This is a genomic window from Novosphingobium sp. 550D, assembly GCF_057401885.1.
The window spans coordinates 63,544-80,633 of the sequence record NZ_CM171613.1 but is presented as its reverse complement, the minus strand read 5'-3'; the positions used below and the strand labels follow the sequence as shown (position 1 = coordinate 80,633).

Annotated in this window: 21 protein-coding genes; 13 read left to right on the top strand and 8 right to left on the bottom strand. The window is 62.3% G+C overall.

Translation table 11 applies throughout. From position 1 onward, the window contains the following. Positions 1–220: 220 nt before the first annotated feature. Genes AC2S2E_RS00405 through pyrE form a run of 8 tightly spaced genes read right to left on the bottom strand, consistent with a single transcriptional unit; the run spans position 221 to position 5,816 of the window. Positions 221–376 (bottom strand): hypothetical protein, encoded by a 156-nt coding sequence (locus AC2S2E_RS00405; RefSeq protein WP_486523330.1) that lies wholly within the window; start codon positions 374–376, stop codon positions 221–223. After that, positions 370–849, bottom strand: coding sequence for a Holliday junction resolvase RuvX (gene ruvX, locus AC2S2E_RS00400; RefSeq protein WP_486523329.1), 480 nt, complete (start codon positions 847–849; stop codon positions 370–372). The genes AC2S2E_RS00405 and ruvX overlap by 7 nt, the downstream gene beginning before the upstream one ends. After that, on the bottom strand, positions 837–2,027 hold the full coding sequence (locus AC2S2E_RS00395) for a DUF3089 domain-containing protein (RefSeq protein ID WP_486523328.1): 1,191 nt from the start codon (positions 2,025–2,027) through the stop codon (positions 837–839). The genes ruvX and AC2S2E_RS00395 overlap by 13 nt, the downstream gene beginning before the upstream one ends. A 7-nt stretch (positions 2,028–2,034) precedes the next feature. Next, a complete protein-coding gene (locus AC2S2E_RS00390) occupies positions 2,035–3,162 on the bottom strand; it encodes an AI-2E family transporter (protein WP_486523327.1) in 1,128 nt (375 codons plus the stop codon). 2 nt (positions 3,163–3,164) lie between these two features. Further along, a complete protein-coding gene (gene lepB, locus AC2S2E_RS00385; protein WP_486524647.1) occupies positions 3,165–4,043 on the bottom strand; it encodes a signal peptidase I in 879 nt (292 codons plus the stop codon). Positions 4,044–4,083: 40 nt separating this feature from the next. Next, on the bottom strand, positions 4,084–4,485 hold the full coding sequence (acpS, locus tag AC2S2E_RS00380; RefSeq protein ID WP_486523326.1) for a holo-ACP synthase: 402 nt from the start codon (positions 4,483–4,485) through the stop codon (positions 4,084–4,086). Between the two features lie 3 nt (positions 4,486–4,488). Next, entirely contained in the window at positions 4,489–5,232 is a 744-nt protein-coding gene (locus tag AC2S2E_RS00375) for a pyridoxine 5'-phosphate synthase (protein ID WP_476105378.1), read from the bottom strand. Next, on the bottom strand, positions 5,232–5,816 hold the full coding sequence (gene pyrE / locus AC2S2E_RS00370) for an orotate phosphoribosyltransferase (RefSeq protein WP_476105376.1): 585 nt from the start codon (positions 5,814–5,816) through the stop codon (positions 5,232–5,234). The genes AC2S2E_RS00375 and pyrE overlap by 1 nt, the downstream gene beginning before the upstream one ends. A 207-nt stretch (positions 5,817–6,023) precedes the next feature. Here pyrE and coxB point away from each other — a divergent pair, with 207 nt between their 5' ends. The 13 genes from coxB (at position 6,024) to moaA (ending at position 17,089) form a co-directional block, all read left to right on the top strand. After that, positions 6,024–7,010, top strand: a complete 987-nt coding sequence (coxB, locus tag AC2S2E_RS00365; protein WP_476105375.1) for a cytochrome c oxidase subunit II — start codon at positions 6,024–6,026, stop codon at positions 7,008–7,010. Positions 7,011–7,034: 24 nt separating this feature from the next. Beyond that, positions 7,035–8,729 (top strand): cytochrome c oxidase subunit I, encoded by a 1,695-nt coding sequence (gene ctaD / locus AC2S2E_RS00360; protein ID WP_476105374.1) that lies wholly within the window; start codon positions 7,035–7,037, stop codon positions 8,727–8,729. 124 nt (positions 8,730–8,853) lie between these two features. Beyond that, positions 8,854–9,795: a heme o synthase gene (locus tag AC2S2E_RS00355; RefSeq protein WP_476105372.1), complete on the top strand. Its 942-nt coding sequence runs from the start codon at positions 8,854–8,856 to the stop codon at positions 9,793–9,795. Continuing rightward, positions 9,792–9,920 (top strand): hypothetical protein, encoded by a 129-nt coding sequence (locus AC2S2E_RS00350; protein WP_476105371.1) that lies wholly within the window; start codon positions 9,792–9,794, stop codon positions 9,918–9,920. Before AC2S2E_RS00355 ends, AC2S2E_RS00350 begins: the two co-directional genes overlap by 4 nt. Before the next feature lie 4 nt (positions 9,921–9,924). Continuing rightward, positions 9,925–10,488, top strand: a complete 564-nt coding sequence (locus AC2S2E_RS00345) for a cytochrome c oxidase assembly protein (protein WP_486523325.1) — start codon at positions 9,925–9,927, stop codon at positions 10,486–10,488. 127 nt (positions 10,489–10,615) lie between these two features. After that, positions 10,616–11,437 (top strand): cytochrome c oxidase subunit 3, encoded by an 822-nt coding sequence (locus tag AC2S2E_RS00340; RefSeq protein WP_476105369.1) that lies wholly within the window; start codon positions 10,616–10,618, stop codon positions 11,435–11,437. After that, positions 11,430–11,831, top strand: a complete 402-nt coding sequence (locus AC2S2E_RS00335; RefSeq protein ID WP_476105368.1) for a DUF983 domain-containing protein — start codon at positions 11,430–11,432, stop codon at positions 11,829–11,831. The genes AC2S2E_RS00340 and AC2S2E_RS00335 overlap by 8 nt, the downstream gene beginning before the upstream one ends. Then, positions 11,828–12,475, top strand: a complete 648-nt coding sequence (locus AC2S2E_RS00330) for an SURF1 family cytochrome oxidase biogenesis protein (protein ID WP_476105366.1) — start codon at positions 11,828–11,830, stop codon at positions 12,473–12,475. The genes AC2S2E_RS00335 and AC2S2E_RS00330 overlap by 4 nt, the downstream gene beginning before the upstream one ends. Before the next feature lie 308 nt (positions 12,476–12,783). Continuing rightward, positions 12,784–14,184 (top strand): threonine synthase, encoded by a 1,401-nt coding sequence (thrC, locus tag AC2S2E_RS00325; protein WP_486523324.1) that lies wholly within the window; start codon positions 12,784–12,786, stop codon positions 14,182–14,184. Beyond that, positions 14,184–15,068 carry a class I SAM-dependent rRNA methyltransferase gene (locus AC2S2E_RS00320; protein WP_486523323.1) on the top strand — a complete coding sequence of 295 codons (885 nt, stop codon included), beginning with the start codon at positions 14,184–14,186 and terminating at the stop codon, positions 15,066–15,068. Before thrC ends, AC2S2E_RS00320 begins: the two co-directional genes overlap by 1 nt. A 314-nt stretch (positions 15,069–15,382) precedes the next feature. After that, positions 15,383–15,754: a dihydroneopterin aldolase gene (locus AC2S2E_RS00315; RefSeq protein WP_172341858.1), complete on the top strand. Its 372-nt coding sequence runs from the start codon at positions 15,383–15,385 to the stop codon at positions 15,752–15,754. Continuing rightward, the gene (locus tag AC2S2E_RS00310) at positions 15,741–16,085 is read left to right on the top strand and encodes a Rossmann fold domain-containing protein (RefSeq protein ID WP_486523322.1); all 345 of its coding nucleotides are present in this window, start codon (positions 15,741–15,743) and stop codon (positions 16,083–16,085) included. The genes AC2S2E_RS00315 and AC2S2E_RS00310 overlap by 14 nt, the downstream gene beginning before the upstream one ends. Before the next feature lie 5 nt (positions 16,086–16,090). Then, positions 16,091–17,089, top strand: coding sequence for a GTP 3',8-cyclase MoaA (moaA, locus tag AC2S2E_RS00305; RefSeq protein WP_486523321.1), 999 nt, complete (start codon positions 16,091–16,093; stop codon positions 17,087–17,089). The last annotated feature ends 1 nt before the right edge of the window (position 17,090 follow it).

Genomic DNA, 17,090 nt, shown 5'->3' with positions numbered 1-17,090 from the left:
GCAAAGGGCGGGGGCCCTTTGCAATCCCGTTATGGGGTGGTGTTTGGTTGGTGATGATGTGGGTGGGGGAATGGAAAAAAGCCTGCGGCGCGGGACCGTTTCGTGGATTGGCGCCGCAGGCTTTGATCCTGAAACATGGTGTCCGACACAAAACGCCGAACCCCAAACACAACGCGGACAGTAAAGGGAGCGCGAGGGTCTGGACCCTCGCATTCTCATTTCACCTCAAAACCAAAATCCAAAACATCAACCCGGCAATCATCAGGCCAAGGATGAATAGACAGCCAAGCCTGACTGGTTTCGGCAGCTTTTTGAAAATCCATCCCATAAGGTCGGCGACAAAATCACTGATGATGTCGCCGATGAAATCTACCACCGCATCCCGCCGGCCATGGCGTCACAGGCGGCCTGAAGGATGACCGCCGCCGCGGCGCTGTCGATGCGGGTCTTGCGCTTGGCGCGGCTCATGTCCTGATCGATCAGGCCGCGTTCGGCGCTGGCGGTGGACCAGCGTTCGTCCCACATCAGGATGGGCAGGCCCAGTACGGACAGGTTTTTCGCATAGGCGCGCGAGGATTGGGCGCGCGGCCCCGATGTGCCGTCCATGTTCAGCGGCAGGCCGATGATGATGCCCTTGATGCCGCGTTCCTTGATCAATGCCTCGATGGCCACCTTGTCCACGCTGAATTTGCCGCGCGCGATGGTTTTGCCCGGAGACGCGATGCGCCATTCCGGGTCGGCAAAGGCCGTGCCAATCGTCTGCGTGCCAAGGTCAAGGCCAAGCAGGCCGCCCCCATCGGGCAGCGCGTCGCGCATATCCAGCGCGGAAAGGGTAATCAACTCAGCCATTGGCGCCACCAGCCTGCGGTCTTGTGGGTTTCGGGGGCGGGCGCTTGCGGTGCGCCCTTTGCGGGAGGCGCCCCATGCCATGCTTTGACGCGCCGCGCTACGTCTGCGCGCAAGGCGCTCCAAAACAGCGGGATGTCATAGACGTGATAATTGTTGCCCGGCGCAACAAAGGGGCCAAGTTGCGGCGCAGGCCCTATCATCAGAAACCCGTCGGGCGCGCATCGCGCCGGGACAAGGCCGGGGATCAGGCTGGCCCCGGTCAAAGCCGTATCGGGAACCAGCGTGCCGGGGTTGGCGATGGCGGGCGTTTCATCCCCCGGTCGTCCGGAAACGGGATTGACGCAAAGGAACGGGCTGTTGCCCCGCGCCCGTCCGTCAAGGCCGGGAAAACGGGCATAGGCTTCGCGCACCATGTCGGTTTCGGCCGGTTCGGCAAAGCTCTGCCACGAGATGACGCATCCGGCCTGATCGGGGCCATCGCAGGCGGGCAGGCCCATTTCGGGCAAATCATGGTCAAGGCTGACCGGCCAGCCCACCGCATAGGCCGCCGCCACGCGGGCGGCCAAGGGCTTGCCCGCAACGCGGTCCTTCATCAAATGCATCAGGTGAAACGCGCCCTGACTGTGCCCGGCAATGACGATGGGCAGGCGCGGATCGACGCTGGCCACGAAAGTGTCAAACGCGGCCAGAACATCGCCATAGGCAACATCCAGCGCCTTTCGCCCCGAAGGCCGATCGGTCAGAAAAGCGCCCAGTGTCGCCTGACGATAACGCGGTGCCCATAGTTCGGCGGCGGCGCTGAACGGCGTGGCCAGACCGCGCAGCAGCGTTTCCGTCCGCCCCGCAATCAGCGTTTCATCAATGGAGGAGTTCCAGTGCAGCCGATCAAAATGGCTGGTCGGGTGGATAAAGAACACCGCAACCGGCAGGGTCGCCTCATCCACCGGCGCGCCATTGGGCCGCCATCGCGACGGATCGCCCGGACCACCGGCCCCGCGCGAATACCACAGGCCCGGATCGTTATAGGCATTTTCGGGCAATTGTGCCGGCGCCGAAAACGGCACCACCGGCACAAAGGTGAATTGCGTCAATTCCTTGGCCCAATAGCGCAAAGCACCCAGCGCACCGATCACAAGCACCACCAGAATTGCAACGCCATAGAGAAACTTTCGCGCCAAGGGGGACCTACACCTGCTCTGTCAATTCGTCCCCATCATGCGCGATAGCGTCGCGCGCCGCCAGCCTTTCCAGCAAGACCTTGAGCATGGCCAACATCGGGTCCGCCAAGGCAAGCCCCAGAATTCCAAACAGCGCCCCCATCATCAACTGCATCGCCAGCACAAGCGCCGGGGCCAGATCGGCGGTCTTTTTGGCCACCAGAGGCACGACGATATTACCGTCGATCCCCTGAACCACGATATAAACGCCGATGCAGTATAGTCCCATGCTGGTGCCGCCCGAAAACCCGACCAGAACCATCAACAGGCCCGAAATGGGCGCGCCAATATTGGGCAGAAACGCCAAGGCCCCGGTAATCAGCCCCAACAAAGTGGCCATCGGCACGCCATAGGCCGAGAGCGCAAGGCCGATCGTCACCCCTTCGATCACCATGCCGACCAGACGCCCGAACAACAGGCGCCGCATCGTATGGCCCATCTGGGTGAACATCTGTTCGAAAAAGGGGCGACTTTCGCGCGGCAGCATCCATGCAAGGCCGCGCTGATAGGGCTGGGGATCAACCGCGAAATAGATGCCCAGCACAAGGACCAGAAACAGCGTCGCCATGCCGCCGAACACGCCGCTGATCACGCTGGGCAATTGGGCCACGCCCGCGATGGCCTGTTCGGTAAAGGTCTGGATCGTGCTGCGGTTGAGCGTGATCAACCGGTGGCGTTCGGCCCAATGCAGGGCTTTACCCGCCTGTGCCATCAGAATTTCGGGCAAAGCGGCGGCCTGAAGCGCGATTTGCGAGCCGGCATAGGTGGCAAACCAGATGGCGAAACCCGTTGCCGCCGCCAGTACAATCGCCACGCGCCAGATGCGCGGGATCGGCAAGACCCGCCTCAGCAACCGCGCCCCGCCATCCAGCAGCGCGCCAAACACCATGCCGCCGAACACCACCATCAACGGTTCGGCCAGCACCACCAGCAAGACCATCAACCCGGCAATGCCCAGCCAGATCAGCGCCTTCTTCGCCTCATTGCGCACCATCGGGTCGCGAATGTCGGTCGGGCCGGCGCGGCGTTGACGCACCGAAAGGTGGTGGTGTGCCGGGGCGTCCGGCGGAGGCGCTTTGTGCTGGGCTTCGGGCATATCTATTTGGGCTTACCCACCAATGGCGGGCGCAGCGATGTGCCCGCGCGGCCAGACCGCAGGCCGGAAAACCACGTCAACGGGTTCCATCCGGCCGATCCGTTGAACGAATGGGTGATGAATTCCGCGCGCCCGCCCACGTCCGTCAGAGGGACCGGCCCGCCAAGGCCGCGTTCGTCCAAAGGCACGCGGCTGTCGGCGGAATGGTCGCGATTGTCGCCCATGACAAAGACATGGCCTTCGGGCACGCGAATCTCTGTCATGTCGTCAAAGGGCTGCTCCATATGATCAAGGATCGTATAGGTTGCGCCATTGGGCAAGGTCTCACGCCATGCCGGGATCGAACAGACTTCCTGACCCGAAGGTTTGCGTTCTTTCAGGCCAATAAAACCCGGTCCTTCGCAGGGGTAGGGGTCTTCATCGCCCCGGATCGCGTCCAGCGGGATTTCGGCGGGAGGCTCGACCGCCTGCGGCACGGGGTGACCGTTCAGGATGATCTGGCCATGACGCAGCGCGATGCGGTCGCCGGGGCGGGCCACCACGCGTTTGATGTAATCATCGCCCGGATGGCCGCGCGGCACCACGATCACGATATCGCCATAATCGGGCGTGCCGCGCCAAATACGCCAATCTCCGCGCGGCAGGATGTGAAAGCTGGGCGAGGCCCAGTTCCAGCCATAGGGGTATTTCGACACCACCAGATGATCGCCCACCCACAGGCCCGGCAGCATTGAGGCCGAGGGGATATAGAAAGGCTTGGCGATGAAAGAATGAAACGCCAGCACCGCCAGCAACATCCCGCCAAGCCCGCGCACCTCGGCCCACCAGTCGATGGGTTGTTTGGTGACGTCACTGGGTTTGGTATCGCTGGGGGCGGACATCACAAAATCGTCTTTCACAAATTCGGTTATAAAAGGGCCACTAAACCGGCAAGGCTTCGATAATCACCGTGGCGCTGGCCCAGGGCAGATCGTCGGACAACGAAAGGTGGAGGCTGGAGCGGTGCCCCGACGGCGTGATCTGCGCCAGACGATCCACCGCGCCGCCATGCAGCAACAGCGATGGCGCGCCCAGATCATCGCGCACCACCTCTATATCGGTCATGGAAAACCCGCGCCCGATGCCTGTGCCCAGTGCCTTGGCACAGGCCTCCTTGGCGGCCCAGCGTTTGGCCAGCGTGGCCGCGCGCATGGCGGGACGCGAATCGGCCAGAGCGATTTCGTCGGGCGTAAAGCTGCGCGCCAGAAAGCGTGCCTCGTGGCGTTCGAGCGCCGCTTCGATGCGCTCGATATTCACCAGATCATGCCCCAGCCCGACGATCATGCCTTAGCCCCGCGCAGCGTCCATCAGATCACGCATCCGGCGCACCGCGTTTTCAAGGCCCACGAACACCGCCTCGCCAATCAGATAATGGCCGATGTTCAGCTCGGCGATCTGGGGGATGGCGGCAACGGGTTGCACATTGTCATAGGTCAGACCGTGGCCCGCATGCGGCTCGATCCCGTTGCGCGCGGCAAGGGCGGCCATGTCGGCAAGGCGCTTTAGTTCCACCTCACGCGCGTCCCCTTCGGCATGGGCATATTCGCCGGTGTGGAATTCCACCACCGGCGCGCCAAGGCGGATCGCGGCGTCAAGCTGGCGAATTTCCGGCGCGATGAAGAGCGAAACGCGGATGCCCGCATCGGTCAAACGCTGAACGATGGGGGCAAGCCGGTTGTGCTGTCCCGCCGCGTCCAGCCCGCCCTCGGTCGTGCGTTCCTCGCGCCGCTCGGGCACGATGCAGGCGGCATGCGGCTTGTGGCGCAGCGCGATGTCAAGCATCTCGTCCGTGGCGGCCATTTCCAGGTTCAGCGGCAGCGTGGTCGCCGCCTGAATCCGCATCAGATCCTCGTCACGGATATGGCGGCGATCCTCGCGCAGATGGGCGGTGATGCCATCGCCCCCCACGGCCGCGACGATTTGCGCCGCGCGCACCGGATCAGGATGCGCGCCGCCCCGCGCGTTGCGGATCGTGGCCACATGGTCGATGTTCACACCAAGGCGCAGCCGCGCAGGGGACAGCGCGTTCATTACGGCTTGGCCCGGCTGCCCGGCTTGACCGCGGGCGTTGCGGCAAGGGCGGCGGGAAGTTCGTCCGGCGCATAGGTCGGGAAATTAAGCGCGATCAGCGGATAGAAGGGCACGCCCAGATCCACCGTGCCCGCGCTGCGATCGATCAGCGAAGCAGCCGCGATCACCTTGCCGCCGGCTTCCTCGATCGCCTTGATGGCTTCGCGGCTCGACAGGCCGGTGGTCACCACGTCCTCGACCATCAGCACCTTGTCGCCCGGTTCGATGGAAAAGCCGCGGCGCAATTCGAACGTGCCGGTGGGGCGTTCGACAAACATCGCGTCCACGCCCAGCGCGCGGCCCACTTCATGGCCGATGATCAATCCGCCCATCGCGGGGCTGATGACCTTCTGGATTTCTTTGCGCAGGTCGCGCGGCAATTTCTGCGCGATGGCAATGGCCAGTCGGCTGGCGCGTTCCGGGTTCATCAACACGCGGGCGCATTGCAGATAATGCGCGCTGTGGCGCCCAGAGGAGAGCAGGAAATGCCCTTCGAGCAGGGCATGGCTGGCGCGGAATTCGGCCAGCACCTCTTCTTCGGTCATGCTTTGTCTTGCCTTCGTTCAAAAAACTGCGTGGTTTCCCGCAGGTGCGTCGCGCGCCCTGCTTCAAAATTACCCCTAGAGGCGCTTGTGGGCTGGGGCAAGCACTGGTACACCCTGTTCCTAAGGGACAAAAGTCCCGGAGCCTGTGGGACGCCGGACGAGGAGGGGGCTTTTCTTCCGAGCGGCGAAGAAGAAAGAACGTAGGCCATGATTTTGGGAGAAGTATCCGGGGCCTTCGGGCGCCGATTGTTGCGTATTGCCCTGATGGCGCTGCCGGTGCTGGCGCCGATTGCTGCCCGCGCTGGCGAGGCGGCAGACCGCTTTGCCGTGGCGCCGGGCGGTTACACCCCGATGAAGCCCACACCCGGCAAAGGTATGCCGGTCGATGGCGGGCTGACTTTCCAGACCCAATATTCACCCACGGGCCTCGAAGCCTTGTGGATGCACGATAATATCGTGATGACGGTGCTGATCGCGACCACGCTTTTCGTGCTGGCGCTGTTGATCTGGGTGGTGGTGCGTTACAACGCCCGCGCCAATCCGGTGCCCAGCAAGACGAGCCACAACACGCTGCTCGAAGTGGTGTGGACCGGGATTCCGGTGCTGATCCTGCTGGTGGTCTTCGTGCCCTCGATGAAGCTGCTGGCCCATCAGTTCAAGACCGCGCCTAAGGAAGCGCTGACCATCAAGGCGATCGGCAACCAGTGGTACTGGACCTATGCCTATCCCGACAATGGCGAGTTTGAAGTCACCAGCAACATGCTGAGCAAGGAAGAGGCCGACAAGCGGGGTGAGCCCGAACAATTGGCCGCCGACTATCGCATGGTGGTGCCGGCGGGCGAACCGATTCGCCTGCAGACCACGGGTGCGGATGTGATCCACTCCTTTGCGGTGCCCTCGCTGTGGTTCAAGCTGGACGCGGTGCCGGGGCGGATCAATGAAAAGGTGCTCTTCGTCAAAGAACCGGGCGTCTATTATGGTCAGTGCAGCGAGCTTTGCGGTGCGCGCCATGGCTATATGCCGATTGTGGTCGAGGCATTGCCCCGTCCGCAATATAATGCCTGGGTCATGACCCACGCCGGCGCCAAGATCGACGGCGCACCGGAAGCACCGGCTGCCGCCGCTGCTGCTGCGCCTGCGGCTGATGCCGCTTCGGGGACCGAGGTGGCCGCTGCCGCCTCGTCCGGCGAATAACTTTTACGCGAGGGCTTGATAGACATGGCTACCATCGCAGACGAATTTCACGCGCATTCCGATGGGCATGTGCATGACCACGACCATGATCACAAGCCGGGCTTTTTCGCCCGCTGGTTCATGTCGACCAACCACAAGGATATTGGCACGCTCTATTTGATCTTTGCCATCACGGCGGGGATCATCGGGGGCGCGATTTCGGGCATCATGCGCGCCGAACTGGCGCATCCGGGCATTCAGTATCTGGGCTTTTTCGCAGAACTGCTGGGCACGAAAAATCCCAGCTTTGACCAGCAACTCCACCTGTGGAACGTGCTGATCACCGCGCATGGCCTGATCATGGTGTTCTTCATGGTCATGCCCGCGATCATCGGCGGCTTTGGCAACTGGTTTGTGCCGATCATGATCGGCGCGCCGGACATGGCCTTTCCGCGCATGAACAACATCTCGTTCTGGCTGACGGTGGCGGGTTTTTGCTCGCTGCTGTGCTCGGCCTTTGTGCCGGGCGGCACGGGGCAGGGCGCAGGGATCGGCTGGACCGCCTATGCGCCGCTTTCGACCTCGGGGTCGCAGGGGCCGGCGGTCGATTTCGCGATCTTCTCGCTGCACCTGTCGGGGGCGGGGTCGATCATGGGGGCGATCAATTTCATCACCACCATTTTCAACATGCGCGCGCCGGGCATGACCCTGCATAAAATGCCGCTGTTCGTGTGGTCGGTGTTGGTCACGGCCTTCCTGTTGCTGTTGGCTCTGCCGGTGCTGGCGGCCGCCATCACGATGCTGCTGACCGACCGCAATTTCCACACCACTTTCTTTGATGCGGCGGGCGGCGGCGATCCCGTGCTGTTCCAGCATCTGTTCTGGTTCTTCGGCCATCCCGAAGTGTACATTATGATCCTGCCCGGTTTCGGCATGATCAGCCAGATCATCTCGACCTTCAGCCGCAAGCCGGTTTTCGGCTATCTGGGCATGGCCTATGCGATGGTGGCGATTGGCGTGGTCGGCTTTGTCGTGTGGGCGCACCATATGTACACCACCGGCCTGTCCGAAGATGTGAAGATGTATTTCACCACCGCCACGATGGTGATCGCGGTGCCCACCGGCATCAAGATTTTCTCGTGGATCGCGACGATGTGGGGCGGTTCGATCCGTTTCACATCGCCCATGGTCTGGGCCATCGGCTTCATCTTCCTGTTCACGGTGGGCGGCGTTACGGGCGTTGAGCTGGCCAATGGCGGCTTGGACGACAATCTTCAGGACACCTATTACGTGGTGGGTCACTTCCACTATGTGCTCTCGCTGGGTGCCGTCACCTCGCTGTTCGCGGGCTTCTATTACTGGTTCCCCAAGATGAGCGGGCGCTGGCATTCGGAAGCTTTGTCCTACCTCCACTTTGCCGTGTTCTTTGTCGGCGTGAACATGATCTTCTTCCCCATGCACTTCCTGGGGATGCAGGGCATGCCGCGCCGCTATCCGGACTTTACGCCTGCCTATGCCTATTGGAACCATATTGCCACGATCGGCTATATGGTGATGGCGGCCTCTATCGGCATCTGGCTGATCAACATCATCTATGCTTTTACCATGGGTAAAAAGGCGGAAGGCAATTACTGGGAGATCGACAATTCGATCGCGACGCTGGAATGGACCTTGTCCAGCCCGCCGCCGTTCCACCAGTTTGAAACCTTGCCGGTGATCAAGGACGAAGGTCACCACTAAAGTCGATCAGGGCGCCCGGGCCGTCCGGGCGCCTGTTTTCCGGCCGCATCCGTCACTTCAGGGGACAGCCATGTCGCTCGTGCTCCCTTTACATCGCGGCGCAATGGGGCAAGGGGGAATGCCCATGAGCACCCCCGCCACACACAACGCCGCCCGACGCCCCGCTGATTGGCGCGATTTCTTTGCGCTGACCAAGCCGCGCGTGATGACTTTGGTGATTTTTACCGGGCTTTGCGGACTGCTGGCCGCGCCGGGGCATATCAATCCGGTGCTTGGTTTTGCGACGATTCTTTGCATCGCGGTGGGCGCGGGCGGGGCGGCGGCGCTGAACCAGTGGTGGGAGGCCGACATTGACGCAGGGATGAAGCGCACCGCCAAACGCCCCCTGCCATCGGGCCGGATGGAGCGCGAATCGGCGCGCGATTTTGGCATGGCGCTTTCGGGCCTGTCGGTGCTGACCATGGGTTTGGCGGCAGGATGGCTTTGCGCGCTCATTCTGGCGGTGTCGATTGTCTATTATTCGCTGGTCTATACGGTGTGGCTGAAACCGCGCACGCCCCAGAACATCGTGATCGGTGGCGGAGCGGGGGCTTTCCCGCCGATGATAGGGTGGGTGGCGGTGACCGGGCATATCACATGGATGCCGGTTCTGTTGTTCATGATCATCTTCATGTGGACGCCGCCGCATTTCTGGGCGCTGGCGCTGTTTGTGAAGACCGATTACGCCAAGGTCGGCATTCCCATGATGCCGGTGGTGGCGGGTGAAAAATCCACGCGGCGCCAGATCTTTGCCTATTCGGTGCTGTTGTTGCCGTTGACGCTTTTGCCGGTGTTCCTGCCCAAGGCGGATGGCGGGCCGGGGTGGATCTATGGCGTGTCGGCAGGGGTGCTTTCCACGCTGTTCCTGTTGCTGGCCATTCGCGTCGGTTTCCGGGAACGCAGCGATGATGACGACCGCATGAAGCCGGAAAAGCAATTGTTCGCTTATTCGGTGCTTTATCTCTTTGCCCTGTTCGCCGCGCTGGTGGCGGATCGCTGGGTGCCGATTATCGGAGGATATTTGTGAGCGAACCCATCGATATGCAGGAGCGCAAGCGGATCATCGCCGGGCGGAACAAGGCTTTGGGGCTGGTGCTGGTCGGGATGGTGGTGCTGTTTTTCGCGATCACCATCGTGAAAATGGGGCACTGATCCGATGTCCGGCCTGACGCAGAGCGATCCGCAGGCCCGCAACCGTCGCGTGGCGATATTTGCCGGGGCGCTGGCGCTGGGGATGGTCGGATTGGGTTATGCCTCGGTCCCGCTCTATCGCCTGTTTTGTCAGGCGACCGGCTATGGCGGCACCCCGCAAAGGGCCAGCGAGGCGGCGGCGGCGGGTGTCAAGGTCGCTTCGGGGCGCACGATGTCGGTGCGGTTTGACGCCAATGTCGATCCGAACATGCCATGGCAATTCCGCCCGCGCCAGACGACGCAGACTGTGGCGATCGGCGCGCGCACTCTGGCCATTTTTGAAGCGCATAACAAATCGGATCAGGTGATCACCGGGGCGGCCAGTTTCAACGTCGCCCCCGATGAGGCGGCGCGCTATTTCACCAAGGTCGCCTGTTTCTGTTTCACCCAACAGACGCTGCAACCGGGGCAAAGCGTGTCGATGCCGGTCAGCTATTACGTGGACCCCAAGATCCTTGAGGACAAGGATCTGAAAGGTCTTGAGCAGATCACGTTGAGTTACACGTTCCACCGTTCTGCGGGGGGCTGAAATCGACGCTTTTCGGTTGCAAATCAGGCTGGACCGAAGGGCGCAGGAAAGATAGGTTTGCAAACAACAAATGCCGGGCAGAGAGGCCGCAACAGGCCCGCGTTCCGGCGAAAAGGGGATGAATGCGATGGCCGCTGGCAAGACACATGATTATCATATCCTGCCGCCCGATCTGGTGCCTTTGGCTACCACGATTGGTGCTTTCACCTTTACGACGGGCATGGTGCTGAAAATGCACGATATGTCCGGCGGTGCGGTGGTGCCTTGGGCGGGGCTGGCGCTGTTGCTGGCGGCGATGTTCACGTGGTTCAACAAGATCGTGAACGAAGCCCATGCGGGCGATCACACGCCTGTGGTGCAATTGCATCAGCGTTACGGCATGATCCTGTTCATCGCGTCCGAAGTGATGTTCTTTGTCGGCTGGTTCTGGGCCTTCTTTGATTTCTCGCTGTTTCCCTCGACCCTTTCCAAGGCGATTGGCGGACAATGGCCGCCCAAGGAAATGGAAGCCGTCCTTGACGCCTTCGACCTGCCGCTGCTCAACACGATGATCCTGCTGCTGTCGGGTACGACCGTGACATGGGCGCATCACAGTCTGATCCATGGCGACCGGTCGGGCCTGAAAAAGGGCCTGTGGCTGACCATCATTCTGGGCATTTTGTTCAGCAGCCTTCAGGCGTTTGAATATGCTCATGCGCCTTTTGCCTTTGGCAAGAACACCTATGGTTCGGCTTTTTACATGGCCACCGGGTTCCACGGGTTCCACGTGATCGTCGGCACGATCTTCCTCGCGGTGTGTTTGGCGCGCGCCTATCGCGGTGATTTCACCCCGCGTCAGCATTTCGGCTTTGAAGCCGCCGCATGGTATTGGCATTTTGTCGACGTGGTGTGGCTGTTCCTGTTTGTTTGCATCTACATCTGGGGCAACTGGGGCTTTGCGGTTGACTGATCCGCAATCGCCATCCGCATTCGAAGGGCAGCCGGGGATATTCTCGGCTGCCCTGTTTGGTTTGTGTCCGCGTTGCGGGGCCAAGGGGTTGTTTGCCGGCATTGCCCATTTCGCGCCGCGTTGCGGGCGATGCGGGCTGGATTATGGCGCGTTCAATGTGGGCGATGGGCCTGCGGCATTTTTGACCTTTGGTGTTGGCGCGCTGGCGGCGGTTGTGGCGGCTTGGCTGGCGCTGGATGTTGATCCGCCGGTGTGGGTGTATGTCGCGGTGCTGGTGCCGTTGGTGGTTTTGCCCACGCTCTATGGGTTGCGGGTGTCCAAGGCGGCGTTGTTGGCCGCAGAATATCAACGCCGGGCGATGGAAGCCGGGGCAAAGGATATCGATCCGCAATGAATTGGCGCAAATTGCCCGTGATCCCCACGCTGCTGGTGCTGGCGGCGGCGGGCTATATGGTCCACCTTGGTTTTTGGCAGTTGGATCGACTGGCCCAGAAGGAGGCCAAGATCGCGCGCTTTTCCGCGGCACAGGGCGATGCCGATATGGTCTCGATCGGCGAAGTGTGGCGGTACAGAGCCTCGGACGCACGCGATTTCCACCGCACCCAATTCTGGTGCCAGCAGGTGTTGCAGATTTCAGCCCAATCAGGGCGTAATGCCGCAGGGCAGGCGGGATGGGCGCATATCGCCCGTTGCCTGACGGCTCCGGTGGACACGCAGGGCTTTCGTCCGACCGAGGCGCCCAAGGGTGTTTTGGCCGATGTCGTTTTGGGATGGAGCAAAAGGCCTGACCCGGTGACATGGGCCGGTGGACAGGTGCGCGGCATGATCGTGCCGGGGGGCGAGTTTGCCCATCATGTTGTGGCCGATCCGGCGCTGGCGGGATTGGCGGCGAATGCGCGACCCGATCCGCGTGATCTGCCCAACAACCATCTGTCCTATGCGGTGCAGTGGTTCCTTTTCGCGCTGACCGCTCTGGTGATTTATGGGGTGGCGGTGAGGAAGAGGGTGTTGGAGGGGCGGGAGGAAGAAGGGGAGTGATGCGAGGGTCTAGACCCTCGCGCTCCCTTTACTGTCTGCGTTGTGGGTGGGGTTCGGCGTTTTGTGTCGGACGCGATGTTTGAGTTTATAAAGCCTGCGGCGCAATCAGCGCGAGTTCGCCGCGCCGCAGGCTATAACAGACCCAACCTATAAGACCCGGTGGCCGGGACAGCGCACTCCCAATAAAGGGATTGCAAAGGGTCGAGACCCTTTGCCCGCCGGAGGCGTCATAAACGCGGCCCGATCCAAAACCCTTGCCCCTGCGCCCCACTGTCGCTAACGCGCAGCCCAAACGGACAGGGAATCCCATGGAATATATCTCCACGCGCGGCAACGCACCGGTTCTTGATTTTGAAGGCGCGACTCTGGCTGGTCTGGCCAGCGACGGCGGGCTTTATGTGCCTCGCGAGTGGCCGCGTTTCAGCAAAAACGAGATCGCCGCGCTGGCGGGGCTGCCCTATGCGGAGCTGGCGGCCAAGGTGATGTCGCCTTTCGTGGGCGAGAGCCTGAGCTATGAGCGTTTGCTGGAGTTGACCACGGCGGCCTATGGTCGTTTTTCGCATGCCGCCGTCACGCCGCTCAAGCAGTTGGACGAGCAGCAGTGGCTGCTTGAACTGTTCCACGGCCCGACGCTGGCGTTCAAGGACGTGGCGCTGCAATTGCTGGGTCTGTTGTTCGAGGAATTCCTTGGCCGCAGCCCGCAGAACCTGACCATCGTGGGTGCCACCAGCGGCGACACCGGCAGCGCGGCGATCGACGCCGTGGCGGGCCGCGCCAAGGTCGACATTTTCATGCTGCACCCCAAGGGCCGCGTGTCCGATGTTCAGCGCCGCCAGATGACCACCGTTCTGGCCCCCAACGTCTATAACATCGCCATCGAGGGCAGTTTTGACGATGCGCAGGCGATGGTGAAGCGCATTTTCAACGACAAGGCCGTCACCGACCGCTTCAACATCGGCGCGGTGAACTCGATCAACTGGGCGCGTCTGATGGCGCAGGTGGTCTATTATTTCGCCGCCGCGCTGCAATTGGGCGCGCCGGAGCGCGAAGTGGCCTTCTCGGTCCCGACCGGCAATTTCGGGGATGTGTTTGCCGGTTATGTCGCCGCGCAAATGGGCCTGCCGATCGCCAAGCTTATCGTCGCCACCAATGTGAATGACATTCTCCACCGTGCGCTCTCGACTGGCGATTATTCTGCCGGGACCGTGACGCCCACCGCCGCGCCCAGCATGGACATTCAGGTGTCCTCGAATTTCGAACGCCTTTTGTTCGATGTCGGCGGCCGCGACGGCGCGGCTTTGGCCCAGCAGATGGCCGGGTTTGAGGCCACCAAGGCGATGACCTTGACCAATGCGCAGCGTGAAGGCGCAGCCGCTTTGTTCGTGTCGGCCCGCGCCGATGCCGACGAAATGGCGCAGGCCATCCGCTGGGGCTGGGAAGCGGCGGGCGAATTGCTCGATCCGCACACCGCCATCGGCATCCACGCCGCGCGTAATGCCGGGATCGCCAAGGGCACCCCGGTGGTCACGCTGGCCACCGCGCATCCGGCCAAGTTCCCCGAAGCGGTCGAGCGCAGCACCGGCCACCGCCCCGGCCTGCCCGAACGCGTGGGCGATCTGTTCGAGCGTGAAGAGCGCTATGCCGAACTGCCCGGCGATTATGACGCGGTCTGCGCCTATGTCGCCGAGCGGGCGACTGCGAAGGCGTAATGGCAGAGCTGATCCACCAGCCCGTATTGCTGACCGGCGAGGGTTGGGCCGATTACGGGCTGGTCGATTCGGGCGCGGGGCGCAAGCTTGAGCGCTATGGCGACTATCGCTTTATCCGCCCAGAACCGCAGGCGCTGTGGCAGCCGCGTCAGAGCGATTGGGACGCCCACGGCGAATTCGTGCCCGGCGCGGATGAAGATGGTGGCGGGCGCTGGAATTACACCAAGCCGGTGCCGCGCGATGGCTGGTCGCTGGGCTGGGGGGATGTAAGTTTTACCGCGCAATGCACGCCGTTTCGCCATCTGGGATTTTTCCCCGACATGGCGCCGGTCTGGGGGTGGATGGGACAGCAATTGGCGGGGCGCAGCGATGCTTCCACGCTCAACCTGTTCGGCTATACCGGCGTCGGCACGCTGGCGCTCAGCCAGTATGGCCCCGTCACCCACGTAGACGCCAGCAAGAAATCGGTGGCCCAAGCCCGCGCCAATGCCGCGCTCTCGGGCATGGAAAGCCGCCCGGTGCGCTGGATCGTCGATGATGCGGCCAAATTCACCGCGCGCGAAGTGCGCCGCGGCAAGCGCTATGACGGCATCATCATGGACCCGCCCAAATTCGGACGCGGCCCGGATGGTGAAGTCTGGCGGCTCGAAGAACACCTGCCCGGCCTGATCCGCGATGCGCGGCAATTGCTGGACAGCGACAGCCGCTATCTCTTCCTGACGGTCTATGCGGTGCGCATGTCCTCGCTTGCCATCGCCGGATTGCTGGACGAGATCTTTGCCGATCTGCCCGGCTATGTCGAGCATGGCGATCTGTCGGTGCGTGAGGATGATGCGGGGCGCATGTTGCCGACGGCGATCTTTGCGCGGTGGCGTCGGGATTAAGGAAGTTTGCCTCCGGCGGGCAAAGGGCGGGGGCCCTTTGCAAGCCCGTTTTGGGGTGGCGGCAGGTTTGCAAAGTGGCGTTGGACCTATCGGATGAAGGCCTGCGGCGCGGATGGGTTTTGGATATTGGCGCCGCAGGCCTTCATCCGATACCTTGCGTCCGAGACGCGGCGCTTAATCCATGAAGCCACGCCGACAGTAACGGGAGCGCGAGGGATGAGTCCCTCGCATTTCACCTTTTCTTCTAGACTCCCCGAAAACAACCTGCCATCGGCCCGCGCCAACACCCCCCATCCTTCGTGAGAGCATAGAACGTGGCCGACAGCCTGATCCTTGAAGTGGCCGATTTCGAAGTGGACGTGCTGACCGGCGTCTATTCGGAAGAGACGGGCCAGAAGCAGCCTTTGCGCATCAGCGTGAGCGTGCGTTTGAAGCCCTATGACCGCTATTTGCCCGACACGCCGTTGGGGGCCAGCAAGAATTACATGGACCTGAAATTCGCCGCCAGCGATGCCTTGCCCGAGGGTGTGCATTTCACGCTGATCGAGGCGGTGGCCGATCACATCGTTGAAACGTTGTTCCTTCAGGATGAGCGGGTCGAGGCCGTGACGGTCAAGATCGTTAAGCTGGCCATCAGCGAGGCGGGTGAAAAGATCGGCATGACGCTGACGCGTGAGCGGCGGTAACATGGCGCTTCTGGCCATTGAGGGATTGCCGGCGGCACCTCTGGCCGCGGCGGTGGCGTTTCATGCCGATTGGCTGGCACAGGCCGAGGCTTTGTTGGCGCAGGGCGATCTGGTGATGGTCATGCCTTTGGCGGGGCACGAACATCGTGGGTGGCGTCTGGCGGCGGTGCAGGGGTTGGCGCGTTCCTATGCCCCCGCGCGGGTCAATCTGGTGGAAAGTGATTCGCCCGAAGGAATCGCGGCGGCCAGCGCCTTTTTGGCCAAGGCCCCCGGAATTACCGGCCAAATCCTGAGACTGGATAGCCAAGGCCCCGGAGCGGTGATAGACTGAGCCGCATGAGCCAGCCCTTAGTTGATCAGTTTCAACGCCGGATTTCCTATCTGCGCCTGTCGGTGATCGACCGATGCGATTTGCGATGCACCTATTGCATGCCCGAGCGGCAGACTTTTCTGCCCAAATCCGAGGTGCTGAGCCTTGAGGAATTGCACAAGCTGGCGCTGGGTTTCATTGGGCGCGGGGTGACCAAGATCCGCCTGACCGGGGGGGAGCCTCTGGTGCGGCGCGACATGATCGAGTTGGTCCGCGCGATCGGGCGCAAGATCGGTGATGGGCTGGAAGAACTGACCATCACCACCAATGGTACGCGTTTGGCCGAATTTGCCGATGACCTGCGCGAGGCGGGCATCCGCCGCGTCAATGTCAGCCTCGACACGCTGGACCGGGAAAAATTTGCCAGGATCGCCCGGCGCGATCAATTGCCGCAGGTGCTTGAAGGCATCGCGGCGGCTCGCGATGCGGGCCTGGCGGTCAAGCTGAACACCGTCGCGCTGAAAGGTGAGAATGAGGCCGAGATCGGCGATCTGGTTGCCTGGGCACACGGTCAGGGGCATGAGATCACGCTGATCGAGGTCATGCCGCTGGGCGAGGTTGAGGGGGATCGCTACGATCACTATCTGCCGCTCACGCAGGTGCGGCGGGATCTGGAGCAGCGTTTTACGCTGGAGGCGGACGGCCATCGCAGCGGCGGTCCGGCGCGTTACTGGCGCGTGGCGGAAACGGGCGGGCGTCTGGGGCTGATCACGCCGCTGACCAGCAATTTCTGCGATGGGTGCAACCGCGTGCGCGTGACCGCGACGGGGCAATTGTTCGCCTGTCTTGGCGGGCGCGAACAGGTCGATCTGCGCGCCGCCCTGCGCAGCGAGGAGCCGGAAAGCGCGCTCGAAGCCGCGCTGGATGAGGCGATGCGGATCAAGCCGCAGCGCCACCATTTCGAAATTAACCGCCCCGGCGCAGAGCCTGCCTTGCCGCGCCATATGTCTATGACGGGGGGGTGAT

Coding starts and splice junctions, on each gene's coding strand:
- AC2S2E_RS00375 (WP_476105378.1), bottom strand. CDS start 5,232: ATGAACGCGCTGTCCCCTGCGCGGCTGCGCCTTGGTGTGAACATCGAC.
- AC2S2E_RS00345 (WP_486523325.1), top strand. CDS start 9,925: ATGTCCGGCCTGACGCAGAGCGATCCGCAGGCCCGCAACCGTCGCGTG.
- thrC (WP_486523324.1), top strand. CDS start 12,784: ATGGAATATATCTCCACGCGCGGCAACGCACCGGTTCTTGATTTTGAA.
- moaA (WP_486523321.1), top strand. CDS start 16,091: ATGAGCCAGCCCTTAGTTGATCAGTTTCAACGCCGGATTTCCTATCTG.
- AC2S2E_RS00390 (WP_486523327.1), bottom strand. CDS start 3,162: ATGCCCGAAGCCCAGCACAAAGCGCCTCCGCCGGACGCCCCGGCACAC.
- ruvX (WP_486523329.1), bottom strand. CDS start 849: ATGGCTGAGTTGATTACCCTTTCCGCGCTGGATATGCGCGACGCGCTG.
- ctaD (WP_476105374.1), top strand. CDS start 7,035: ATGGCTACCATCGCAGACGAATTTCACGCGCATTCCGATGGGCATGTG.
- AC2S2E_RS00355 (WP_476105372.1), top strand. CDS start 8,854: ATGAGCACCCCCGCCACACACAACGCCGCCCGACGCCCCGCTGATTGG.
- acpS (WP_486523326.1), bottom strand. CDS start 4,485: ATGATCGTCGGGCTGGGGCATGATCTGGTGAATATCGAGCGCATCGAA.
- AC2S2E_RS00330 (WP_476105366.1), top strand. CDS start 11,828: ATGAATTGGCGCAAATTGCCCGTGATCCCCACGCTGCTGGTGCTGGCG.
- lepB (WP_486524647.1), bottom strand. CDS start 4,043: ATGTCCGCCCCCAGCGATACCAAACCCAGTGACGTCACCAAACAACCC.
- pyrE (WP_476105376.1), bottom strand. CDS start 5,816: ATGACCGAAGAAGAGGTGCTGGCCGAATTCCGCGCCAGCCATGCCCTG.
- AC2S2E_RS00340 (WP_476105369.1), top strand. CDS start 10,616: ATGGCCGCTGGCAAGACACATGATTATCATATCCTGCCGCCCGATCTG.
- coxB (WP_476105375.1), top strand. CDS start 6,024: ATGATTTTGGGAGAAGTATCCGGGGCCTTCGGGCGCCGATTGTTGCGT.
- AC2S2E_RS00320 (WP_486523323.1), top strand. CDS start 14,184: ATGGCAGAGCTGATCCACCAGCCCGTATTGCTGACCGGCGAGGGTTGG.